General features: G+C 69.9%; 10 protein-coding genes. 5 read left to right on the forward strand and 5 right to left on the reverse strand.

Annotated elements, in window-relative coordinates; translation table 11 throughout:
• Window positions 1–159: 159 nt before the first annotated feature.
• Window positions 160–435 (reverse strand): PilZ domain-containing protein, encoded by a 276-nt coding sequence (locus tag ASE86_RS10545; RefSeq protein WP_156347097.1) that lies wholly within the window; start codon window positions 433–435, stop codon window positions 160–162.
• A 175-nt stretch (window positions 436–610) separates the two neighbouring features.
• Here ASE86_RS10545 and ASE86_RS10550 point away from each other — a divergent pair, with 175 nt between their 5' ends.
• A complete protein-coding gene (locus ASE86_RS10550; RefSeq protein WP_056425682.1) occupies window positions 611–1600 on the forward strand; it encodes an aspartate carbamoyltransferase catalytic subunit in 990 nt (329 codons plus the stop codon).
• On the forward strand, window positions 1597–2787 hold the full coding sequence (locus ASE86_RS10555) for a dihydroorotase (RefSeq protein ID WP_056425685.1): 1191 nt from the start codon (window positions 1597–1599) through the stop codon (window positions 2785–2787). The genes ASE86_RS10550 and ASE86_RS10555 overlap by 4 nt, the downstream gene beginning before the upstream one ends.
• 120 nt (window positions 2788–2907) lie before the next feature.
• Here ASE86_RS10555 and ASE86_RS10560 read toward each other — a convergent pair whose 3' ends face one another.
• The 3 genes from ASE86_RS10560 to ASE86_RS10570 are packed head-to-tail and all read right to left on the reverse strand — an operon-like array spanning window position 2908 to window position 5443.
• Complete coding sequence (locus ASE86_RS10560; RefSeq protein ID WP_056425688.1) at window positions 2908–4227, reverse strand: SPOR domain-containing protein; 1320 nt, start codon at window positions 4225–4227, stop codon at window positions 2908–2910.
• Entirely contained in the window at window positions 4224–4733 is a 510-nt protein-coding gene (locus ASE86_RS10565; RefSeq protein WP_056425691.1) for a hypothetical protein, read from the reverse strand. The genes ASE86_RS10560 and ASE86_RS10565 overlap by 4 nt, the downstream gene beginning before the upstream one ends.
• Complete coding sequence (locus ASE86_RS10570; protein WP_056425693.1) at window positions 4733–5443, reverse strand: ParA family protein; 711 nt, start codon at window positions 5441–5443, stop codon at window positions 4733–4735. The genes ASE86_RS10565 and ASE86_RS10570 overlap by 1 nt, the downstream gene beginning before the upstream one ends.
• 274 nt (window positions 5444–5717) lie before the next feature.
• On the opposite strand from ASE86_RS10570, the gene ASE86_RS10575 reads away from it, so the two are divergent.
• The gene (locus tag ASE86_RS10575) at window positions 5718–6737 is read left to right on the forward strand and encodes an SPOR domain-containing protein (protein WP_235524041.1); all 1020 of its coding nucleotides are present in this window, start codon (window positions 5718–5720) and stop codon (window positions 6735–6737) included.
• A gap of 16 nt (window positions 6738–6753) precedes the next feature.
• On the opposite strand, the gene serB is transcribed toward ASE86_RS10575, so the two are convergent.
• Complete coding sequence (gene serB, locus ASE86_RS10580) at window positions 6754–7635, reverse strand: phosphoserine phosphatase SerB (protein WP_056425696.1); 882 nt, start codon at window positions 7633–7635, stop codon at window positions 6754–6756.
• A gap of 114 nt (window positions 7636–7749) precedes the next feature.
• Between serB and miaA the strand changes: the two genes are divergently transcribed.
• Window positions 7750–8670 carry a tRNA (adenosine(37)-N6)-dimethylallyltransferase MiaA gene (miaA, locus tag ASE86_RS10585; RefSeq protein WP_056425699.1) on the forward strand — a complete coding sequence of 307 codons (921 nt, stop codon included), beginning with the start codon at window positions 7750–7752 and terminating at the stop codon, window positions 8668–8670.
• Between the two features lie 85 nt (window positions 8671–8755).
• Window positions 8756–10495, forward strand: a complete 1740-nt coding sequence (locus ASE86_RS10590; protein WP_056427015.1) for an acetolactate synthase 3 large subunit — start codon at window positions 8756–8758, stop codon at window positions 10493–10495.
• The last annotated feature ends 94 nt before the right edge of the window (window positions 10496–10589 follow it).

Raw genomic sequence — 10589 nt, forward strand, 5'->3', positions numbered from 1 at the left:
AGCAAAATCGGCCCGCCCCGAAGGGGTTGTGTCGGGAAGGCCGCTGGACGCCGTCGCGACGCTTGCAGGGGCAGACCAGCCCCTGCTTCGCGCCGCTCTTCGCCAGCAACCTTCCTGACACAATCACGCTGGTGCAGATTGGTTGATAACCGCTCTAGTTTAGTTGTCCTGGATGGTCAGCGCGCGAAGCTGGGCGCGCGACATCGGCGCGTCGAAGCGACAGGCGAGCACGCCGGCGCGGTTCCAGATGACCTGCGCCCCGACCGGCGACGCGCCGTCCAGGCTGAGTTCGATCGCGCCAGCCAACGTCGGATCGACCGGCATCACCACGCGGCACCCGTAGGCGGAGATTTCCGTAAGTTCGCCCGCGACCGACGTCGCGCTGGCCGCCGTCAGTCGTGCCGTCCGCCGCCGTGTGACGGCCCGGTCCGTCATGATCGGCCGATATGCTGTTGCCATTCCCCGCCCTCGCCAAAAAACTCGTGCGACTCGCCCATCCCCTGTCCTGTGGCGATTCCATGACGGACACGGCAGCGACAACCGCCGTGCGACGAGTCGGTCTGCTTTGGCGATTGCCCCCCGAACCCGCGCCCGTTAGGCAGCGATTTTAATGCCCAGCCGCCTGCACCACCGCCACGCTTACCCGCAAGGCCGGGCCGCGTTTCCGCATCGCGACCTGACCGGCATCGCCGGATTGCAGCCGCACGAGATCCTGTTCCTGCTGGACGAGGCGGAGGGCTGGATCGAGGCGAACCGGACGCGCGCGAAGGGCGACGGGCGGCTGGCTGGCGTCACCCAGATCAACGCGTTCTTCGAAAATTCAACCCGCACGCTGCTGAGCTTCGAGATCGCGGGCAAGCGGCTGGGTGCCGATGTCGTCAACATGCACGCCGCGCAGTCGAGCGTGAAGAAGGGCGAGACGCTGATCGATACCGCGGTCACGCTGAACGCGATGCGCGCCGATGTGATCGTCATCCGGCATATGTCGAGCGGCGCGGTGCGGCTGATCGCCGAAAAGGTCGACTGCCCGGTGCTTAACGCCGGCGACGGGCGGCATGAGCATCCGACGCAGGCCCTGCTCGACGCGCTGACCATCCGCCGCCGCCGCGGATCGGTCGAGGGGCAACGTGTGGTGATCTGCGGCGACGTGCTCCACAGCCGGGTCGCGCGATCGAACATCCTGGCGCTGACCGCGCTTGCCGCCGAAGTCCGCGTCTGTGCGCCATCGACGCTGATGCCCCCTGCGATCGAGGCGTTCGGCGTCACACCGTTCACCGATTTCGACGCCGCGCTGGACGGAGCCGACGTGGTGATGATGCTGCGCGTCCAGAACGAGCGGATGACCGGCGGCTTCATCCCGTCCACGCGCGAATATCACCTGCGCTACGGCCTGACCGCCGAACGGCTGGCGCGCGCCGCGCCGCACGCGCTGGTCATGCATCCGGGCCCGATGAACCGCGGGGTCGAGATCACGTCGGAGGTCGCCGACCACCCCACCCGCTCCGCCATCACCGAACAGGTCGAAATGGGGGTCGCCGTCCGCATGGCGTGCCTGGACGTACTGACCCGCCATGCGCGCGGCGTGGAGGGCTGGGCATGAGCGCGCTGCGCTTCGTCAACGCGCGGATCGTCTGCCCGGTCGGCGGCATCCGTCAGGGCGAGTTGCTGGTCGAGGGCGACCGCATCGTCGAGACGCTGGCGGGTGACGCCGAGACGATCGACTGCCGTGGCAAGACGCTGGCGCCCGCGATCATCGACGTCGCCGCCTTCGCCGCCGACAAGGCCGCCTGCCGCCGCGGCGGGATCGCGAGGGTCGCGCTGATGCCCGATCAGTCGCCGGTGCTCGACGATCCCGGCATCGTCCGCCGCGCCGCAACGATGGGCAAGCCCGAGCTGTGGATCCACCCGCTCGCCGCCGCGACCAAGGGGCTGGCGGGCCAAGACCTCGCCGAAATGGCGATCATGGCCGGCGCCGGCGCGCGCGCGGTCGCGACCGGGCGGCGGTGGATCGCCGACTCCGGGCTGATGCGCAAGCTGCTGGCCTACGCACGCGATTGCGGGCTGACGGTCATCGCCCATGCCGAGGACGCCGGCCTGACCGGCGATGCGGTGGCGACCGACGGGTTGACCGCAACCCTGCTCGGGCTGCCCTCCGCCCCTGCGGTCGCCGAGGCGCTTGCGGTCGCGCGCGACGTGATGCTGGCGGAGTACACCGGCGCGCGGCTGCACATCCGCCAGGTGACGACGGCCGCCGCACTTGACCTGATCCGCGCGGCCAAGCGGCGCGGCGTCGCGGTCACCTGCGGCATCACGCCCGCGCATCTGATGCTGAGCGACATCGCCGCCAACGACTTTCGCACTTATGCGCACCTCTCGCCGCCGCTGCGCTGCGAAGCCGACCGTCAAGCGTGCGTAGCGGCGGTGCGCGACGGGACGATCGACGTGATCGGGTCGGGCCACGACCCGCGGGGGCCTGAGGAGAAACGCCTGCCGTTTGCCGACTCGGCCTCGGGCGCGGCGGGCGCGACGACATTGCTGGCGCTCGCGCTCAGCATGGAGCTGCCGCACGACCGACTGTTCGCGCTGCTCGCCGCGAACCCGGCCAAGGTGCTGGGACTGGATGGCGGGACACTGGAGGTCGGCAAACCCGCCGACCTGATCCTGATCGACGCGGGCGCGCCGTGGCAGATCACGGAAGCGAATGACGGCAACACGCCGTTCGACGGCCTGCCGGTGCAGGGCAAGGTGCTGCGCCTGTTCAAGGGCGGCAAGGAGATCCTCGCCTAGCCTCAAAAACTCGTCATCCCCGCGCAGGCGGGGATCAATTCTGGCTGAATGTCGTGAGTCCCACGGCGTTCAGCGATTATTTATCCCCGCCTGCGCGGGGATGACGATAGGAGAATCCGGTCAGCGCATCGCCAGCTGGACACCCGCCTTCGCCGGCTTGACCCACGCCGCGACCGCATCGCCCGCCCCGGCCCGTACGAAGCAGCGCCCGCCGCCTGTGCGCACCTTGCGGCACAGCGCATCGGCATCGCCGCGGGCGAAGCCGCCGACCGCGAGTCGATAGTAGGTCTGCCCGCCGCTCGCGATCTTTGCGCCGGTGGGAGTATGCGCCCCCAGCGCCGCGATGCGGTGCGTCAGGCGGCCCCAGGCGTCCTTCGCCACGCCCGCGCTGTCGAACGCGCCGAGCTGGACGTAGAAATTGCCGCTGGCCGGGGTCCACGCGACCATCGGTTTCGCCTTCCCGGCATCGGCGACCACAAGGGGGGCACGCATGACGGCCGTCCGCGTGGCGGGGACCTTCAGCGGCGCCGTGATCGGCAGGGCCTGGACGATTTCCTGGCGCGGCGCGAAGGTGACGGCGGTCGTGCCGATGTTGGCGACGTCGACCTTGCCCGCGGCCGGCGCGGCGGTTGCGACCTCGGCGACCTGCGCGGCGGGCTCGGCCTGCGGCAGGCTGTCGGCAGTCGGCACGGCCTGCGCGACGGCGACCATGTTCGGGGTGGTGGTGGCAAGCGCCAGGCGCGTCGGCTGGCCGCCGTCCTCGACCGGAACGACGCCCAGCAGCGCCGCGACCTGATCGGCCGCACCGCTCGGCGTCGCGAACGCCGCCCACTGCGCCATGCGCTGGTCGACGTCGGCCGGCGACATGTCGAAGGATGCGACCGCCTTCGCCTCGTTCCAACGACCCGCGAGCGCCAGGCTGAGCGCCAGGTTCTGGCGCGTCTTGGCGTCGGCATCGGGACTGCGTGCGGCCTGGGTCAGCACGGTGATCGCGGTGCCCGGATCGCCGGCCAGCGCATAGGCGAGGCCACGGTCCTTTGCCGGGATCGCATCATGCGTCGTCAGTGTCTCGCGGGCCGCGTCCCACTGACCCGTGGCGATCTGCGCCAGCGCCAGGTGCAGCGCCGCGGTCGCATCGGCCGGATCGAGCGAGAGGGCATCACCCAGCGCCGACACCGCCGATGGAAACCGTCCCGCCGCCAGATAGGCCTGGCCGAGCAAGGTGCGATAGCCGGAATTGCGCGGGTCGAGCGCGACCGCGGCCTCCGCCTTCGCGATCGCCCGGTCGGCGTCGTGCCGGTCGAGCGCCTTGCGCGCGGTCTTCGCTTCCGACGCGGCGCGCGTCGGGTTGCCGGTATCGATGGACGCGGTGGCGGCGATGCCCCCGGCGAGCGTGACGCTCGTCAGCAGGGCCGCGGCGATCAGGTTACGCTTGGTCATGACTTCCCCCTTGAAGCCGTCTCGACGGTCAGGTGCTGCGCAAGGCCGTCGACCTCGGGCAGGGTAGCGAGAAAGGCGTCCAGCGCGGCGACGACGATCGCCTGGGCCGAACGATTGCGGCTGGCCGATGCCAGGCGCAGGCGAAGATGGCGGTCGGGATCGAGCCGCAGCGTGAAGGCGGCCTTGCCCTTGGCGGGTAGCGCAACGGCCTTGGGCGCCGGCACGGTGACCGCCGCCGCCTCGATTTCCTCACGCAGTGTCTCGCGGGCGACCAGTACCGGCGGCACGACCGCGACGGGCGGCGCCACGGCGGGTGTCAGCGGCACGACCGGCGCGGGCTCGGGTGCTTCCGCCCCCATGTCGTTCCAGCCGAGATCGTCGAGCGTGCCGGCAGGCCCGTGAAAGCCCTGCGGCCGCATTGCCGGGCGTGCCTGTCCCTTGCGGGCGAGCAGGCCGGACGAGAGCGACGCGGTGGGTTTGATCGATCCGAACATCGCGGCCCCCATCAACTGACCACCCGGCGGCCGAACCCGGCAGCGGGGCGTGCGGTGGTGAAGCCGGCGGTGCTCGGCGCGGCGAAGACGGTGCGGCGGAAATTCTTTTCCAGCCGGTCGGAGATGTAGGTCCACAGCGCGGTGACTTCCGCCGCCGACTTGCCGCGGGGATCGACCTCCATCACCGTGCGCCCGTCGATCATCGATCCGGCGAAGTCGGTGCGGTGGTGGATGGTCACCGGCGCGACCGTCCCGTGCTGTGACAGCGCGACCGCGGCTTCGCTGGTGATGCGCGCCTTGGGCGTGGCGGCGTTGACGACGAAGATCAGCGGCTTGCCGGCGCGGTCGCACAGGTCGACGGTGGCGCCGACCGCGCGCAGGTCGTGCGGACTGGGCCGGGTCGGGATGACGATCAGCTCGGCCACCGCGATCACGCTCTGGATCGCCATGGTGATGGCGGGCGGCGTATCGATGACCGCCAGCTTGAACCCCTGCTGGCGCAGTACCTCCAGGTCGGCGGCCAGCCGCGCGACGGTGGTCTGGGCAAAGGCGGGAAATTCGGTCTGCCGCTCGTTCCACCAGTCACTCAGCGACCCCTGCGGATCGATGTCGATCAGCACGACCGGCCCGGCCCCGGCCAACTGCGCCTGCACGGCCAGGTGACCGGACAGCGTCGTTTTGCCCGATCCGCCCTTCTGCGATGCCATCGCCAATACGCGCATTGCCACCCTTTGCGGTTGTTACGGTGCCGGAAATGACACACCCCCCGTCAAGAACAGGTTAACGCGGCGACCGTGCATCATGAGGTAGCGCTGGCAGGAGACGTCACGGCGGGCGGGGCGCGGGCGCCCCTGGCTTGCGCACGCAGGCCAGGGAGTCGCCACGGCGGGCGGCGGCGCCGCGCAGCGGCTCCGTCCGACGGCTTGGCTATAGTATCGAACAAGGTTTACGCCGCGGTTACCTTTTCTTTGCCTTTCGCCGTCTAATGCGCGTTAAATGACGCAGATGTGGAGCGTAGCGATGGCGAAGAAGCGGTTTGGCATGGCGATGATGTTCGGGACCGCGGCGGCCGTCGCGACCGCTGCCCTGATGACGGCACCCGCCGCCGCCGATGTGAAGGCGGGCGTCGATGCCTGGGCCCGCGGCGACTACCGGAAGGCGATCGACGAATGGCGCCCGCTGGCGGTCGCTGGTGACGCCGATGCGCAGTTCAACCTGGGCCAGGCCTACAAGCTCGGCCGCGGCGTGCCCATCGACCTTGCCATGGCGCAGGAATGGTATCGCAAGGCCGCGGTGCAGGGGCACCCGCAGGCATCCGACAATTACGGCCTAGCGCTGTTCCAGAACAACCGCCGCGAGGAAGCGCTGCCGTGGCTTGAGAAGTCCGCCGCCCGCGGCGAGCCGCGCGCGCAGTACGTGCTGGGCACGATGTACTTCAACGCCGACGTCGTGCAGCGCGACTGGGTCAAGGCCTATGCCCTGATGACCCGCGCTAACGCCGCCGGCCTGCCGCAGGCGGCCGAGACGCTGGCGCAGATGGACCGCTACATCACCGGCGGCGATCGGCAGAAGGGCACCGAACTTGCCCGCCGCTACGAAACGGAGGCGTCACGCCCGCTGCCGTCGACCGGCACGCCGCCCGTCGCCACCGCGACGCGACCGACCCGAACGCCGCCCCCGCGCCGGCCGATCGAGACGACCGACGTGCCCCTATCGGTGACGCCCGAGGTGATCGACACACGCCCTGCCCGCCCCGCCCCACGCCCGGTCGCCGAGCGTCCGATACCCGAGCCCAAGCCGGCGGCCGGCGGCGCGTGGCGCGTCCAGCTCGGCGCGTTCCGCGACCCCGATGGCGCGCGCCGCCTGTGGAGCCAGCTCTCGGGTCGCTTCCCGGGCCGCCAGCCCTATTATGTCAAGGCCGGCGCGCTGACCCGCCTGCTGGTCGGCCCCTACGCCAGCCAGGCCGAAGCCGCGCGCGGCTGCGGGTCGGTCAAGCCCTGCGTGCCCAGCCGGTAAGGCCGGGCGCGCCGCCTCAGTCCGTCGCCCACTCCGATCGCGAAATCCCCTGCGCCCACAGGAGCGCGGTGAGATCGTTGTGATCGATCCGCACGCCCGCCGCCGCCGCCACGATCGGCTTTGCGTGATAGGCGACGCCCAGGCCGGCCGCGCGGATCATCGCCAGGTCGTTGGCGCCGTCGCCCACCGCCAGCGCCTGCGCCGGGGTCAGGCCGCGCTCGGCGATGGCGCGTTCGAGCTCGGCCTGCTTAGTGCCCGAATCGACGATCGGCTTGGCCACCGTCCCGTCCAGCGCACCGGCCGCGACCACCAGCCGGTTGGCGACGACACGGTCGAAGCCGATCTGTGCCCCGACCGGCTCGGCAAAGCGGGTGAAGCCACCCGACACGAGTACGCTGTACGCGCCGAGCGCCTTCATCGTGCGGACCAGAGTCAACGCGCCGGGCATTAACGTCACCCGCTCCGCCAGGCAGAGGTCGATCGCGCCTTCGTCGAGGCCCTTGAGCAGCGCGACGCGCGCATCCAGCGCGCCGGCGAAATCGAGTTCGCCCCGCATCGCGCGTTCGGTGATCTCGGCGATCTGGGCCTTGATCCCGGCGTAGTCGGCGAGTTCGTCGATGCATTCGACGGTGATCATGGTCGAATCCATGTCGGCGACGATCAGCGCCTTGCGCCGGCCTTCGGACGGCTGGATCGCGACGTCGGCGCCGGGGAACGCACCTTCCAGCGCCTGGCGGGCAGCATCCGGCGAGAGCGCGAAGGCGATGTCGCCCGCGTCGCCCGCGTCCACCCAGCCCCAGGCGGCGGGTGCGCAGCCGGCGTCGGCCAGGCGGTCCCGCGCGGCGGAAATGTCGCCTGACGAAAGCTTGCCCGGTGCTATCAAGGTCGCCGTGAACACGTCTTTCCCCCAAACCCTCCCCGTTCGCCCTGAGCTTGTCGAAGGGCTGCCCTTTTTCCGCGCGAAAGAAAGGACAGGGCTTCGACAGGCTCAGCCCGAACGGGGTTTTGTACAGTGAAACCCAGGCTCGCGCTCATCGCAGGGCCGACCGCCAGCGGCAAGTCCGCACTCGCGTTGGCGCTGGCGGAACGCCACCGCGGCACCGTCATCAATGCCGACGCCAGCCAGGTCTATGCCGACCTGCGCATCCTCTCCGCCCGCCCGAGCCTAGAGGAAGAGGCCCGCGCCCCGCACCGGCTGTTCGGCCATGTCGATGGCGCCGACACCGCATATTCCGCCGCGCGCTGGGCCGCCGAGGCCACGACGACGATCGATACGGTGCACGCCGCGGGCGGGCTGCCGATCCTGGTCGGGGGCACCGGGCTCTACCTGCGCACGCTGATCGACGGCATCGCGCCCGTCCCCGAGATCGATCCCGCGATTCGCGCGGAGGTCCGTGCCGCATCCGTCGCCGACAACCACCAGCGGCTCGCCACGCACGATCCCGCTGCCGCCGCGCGGCTGAACGCGGCCGACACCACGCGCGTCGCCCGCGCGCTGGAGGTCGTGCTGTCGACCGGCCGACCGCTTGCCGACTGGCAGGCCGAGCGCAGCGGCGGGATCGGCGACCGGGTAGCGCTGACCGCGACGATTCTGCTACCACCGCGCGACTGGCTGATGGCGCGCTGCGACGCCCGGCTGGAGGCGATGTTCGACACCGGCGGCGGCGCCGAAGTCGCGGCGCTGCTCGCGCGTCACGATGTGCCCGCCGACGCCCCCGTCCGCCGTGCGATCGGCGTGCCCGAAATCGCCGGCTGGCTGAACGGCGACTTCACCCGCCAGGGCGCCTTCGCCCGCGCCGCCCTCGCCACCCGGCAATACGCAAAGCGTCAGTACACCTGGTTCCGCAACCAGCCCCCTCCGGAATGGCCGCGCAGACCTGAGACACAAACAGACGATATGACTGTTGATTTTGAAACAAGATTACGCCTATAAAGCTTGACGCATATTTTTTGTGTCGCTAGCAGCCGCTTTCCTATTGCATGTGCGAACACGATCAGGGGCCGTTGCCGTGACCGAAATGAGTGGAGCGAACATCCTCGTCCAGGCGCTGACCGATCTCGGCGTCGAGGTCGTGTTCGGCTATCCCGGCGGCGCGGTGCTGCCGATCTACGACGCGCTGTTCCAGCAGTCGGCGATCCGCCACATCCTAGTCCGCCACGAACAGGCTGCGACCCATGCGGCTGAGGGTTACGCCCGCGCGACCGGCAAGCCGGGCGTCGTGCTTGTCACCTCGGGGCCCGGGGCGACCAATGCCGTCACCGGCATCACCGACGCGCTGATGGATTCGATCCCGATGGTCGTCATCACCGGGCAGGTCCCGACCGCGCTGATCGGCACCGATGCGTTCCAGGAAGCGGATACGGTCGGGATCACGCGCCACTGCACGAAGCATAATTATCTGGTGAAGGACCCCGCGACACTCGGCGCGACGGTGCACGAGGCGTTCCATATCGCGACCTCGGGTCGTCCGGGCCCGGTCGTCGTCGACATCCCGAAGGACGTCCAGGTCGCGACCGCGCGCTACACCGCGCCCGGCCCGATCCGGCACAAGACGTATCGCCCGCAGGTCGACCCCGACATGGCGGCGATCGAACAGGCGGTCGACATGCTCGCCGCGGCCGAGCGCCCGGTGTTCTACACCGGCGGGGGCGTCATCAACGCCGGCCCCGAAGCGTCGCGGCTGCTGCGCGAACTGGTCGCGATCACCGGCGCGCCGGTCACGTCGACGCTGATGGGCCTGGGCGCCTTCCCTGCGTCGGACCCGAAGTGGCTCGGGATGCTCGGGATGCATGGCACCTACGAAGCCAATTTCGCGATGAACAAGGCCGATCTGGTCATCGCGGTCGGCGCGCGGTTCGACGATCGCGTGACCGGCCGGCTCGACGCGTTCAGCCCGAACAGCCGCAAGGTCCATATCGACATCGACCGGTCGAGCGTGAACAAGACGGTCCGCATCGACCTGCCCATCATCGCCGACGCCCGCGCCGCGCTGGCGGCGATGGTGGACGTGTGGGGCAAGCGCGATCACCCGACGCCCGACCTGACCGAATGGTGGAGCCGGATCGAGGGCTGGCGCCAAGCCCGCTGCCTCGACTTCCCCGAAGGCGACGGTACCGAGATCATGCCGCAGCGCGCGATCCGGGCGCTGTACGACGCGACGAAGCACCGCGCCCCGATCGTGTCGACCGAAGTCGGCCAGCACCAGATGTGGGCGGCACAGCACTTCGGCTTCGAGGGGCCGAACAAGTGGCTGACCAGCGGCGGTCTCGGCACGATGGGCTATGGCCTGCCTGCCGCGATCGGCGCCCAGCTCGGCCACCCGGATGCGCTGTGCATCGACATCGCCGGCGAAGCGTCGATCCAGATGAACATCCAGGAACTGGCGACCGCGACCCAGTATCGCCTGCCGGTCAAGATCTTCATCCTGAACAACGAGTACATGGGCATGGTCCGCCAGTGGCAGGAACTGACCTACCAGTCGCGCTATGCCGAGAGCTATTCGGACGCGCTGCCCGATTTCGTGAAGCTGGCCGAGGCCTATGGCTGGAAGGGCATCCGGATCGAGCGGATGGACGAACTCGACGACGGCATCGCCGCGATGCTCGACCATGACGGCCCAGTGATGGTCGACTGCCGCGTGGCCAAGCTCGCGAACTGCTTCCCGATGATCCCATCCGGGGCGGCACATACCGAGATGCTGCTGCAGGCGGCCGAAGTCTCGGGCGAAATGGACGACGAGGCGAAGGCGTTGGTTTGACCTTCAGATCCTCCCCGCTCACGGGGAGGGGGACCGAGACGCGGAACGCGGCTTGGTGGAGGGGGCGTGCAGCAGGCGAAGCATCGGTGGAGGG

The organism is Sphingomonas sp. Leaf33 (assembly GCF_001421785.1).
Classification (GTDB): Bacteria; Pseudomonadota; Alphaproteobacteria; order Sphingomonadales; family Sphingomonadaceae; genus Sphingomonas.

Coding starts and splice junctions, on each gene's coding strand:
- ASE86_RS10560 (WP_056425688.1), bottom strand. CDS start 4,227: ATGACCAAGCGTAACCTGATCGCCGCGGCCCTGCTGACGAGCGTCACG.
- ASE86_RS10550 (WP_056425682.1), top strand. CDS start 611: ATGCCCAGCCGCCTGCACCACCGCCACGCTTACCCGCAAGGCCGGGCC.
- ASE86_RS10545 (WP_156347097.1), bottom strand. CDS start 435: ATGACGGACCGGGCCGTCACACGGCGGCGGACGGCACGACTGACGGCG.
- ASE86_RS10570 (WP_056425693.1), bottom strand. CDS start 5,443: ATGCGCGTATTGGCGATGGCATCGCAGAAGGGCGGATCGGGCAAAACG.
- ASE86_RS10555 (WP_056425685.1), top strand. CDS start 1,597: ATGAGCGCGCTGCGCTTCGTCAACGCGCGGATCGTCTGCCCGGTCGGC.
- ASE86_RS10590 (WP_056427015.1), top strand. CDS start 8,756: ATGAGTGGAGCGAACATCCTCGTCCAGGCGCTGACCGATCTCGGCGTC.
- ASE86_RS10565 (WP_056425691.1), bottom strand. CDS start 4,733: ATGGGGGCCGCGATGTTCGGATCGATCAAACCCACCGCGTCGCTCTCG.
- ASE86_RS10575 (WP_235524041.1), top strand. CDS start 5,718: ATGACGCAGATGTGGAGCGTAGCGATGGCGAAGAAGCGGTTTGGCATG.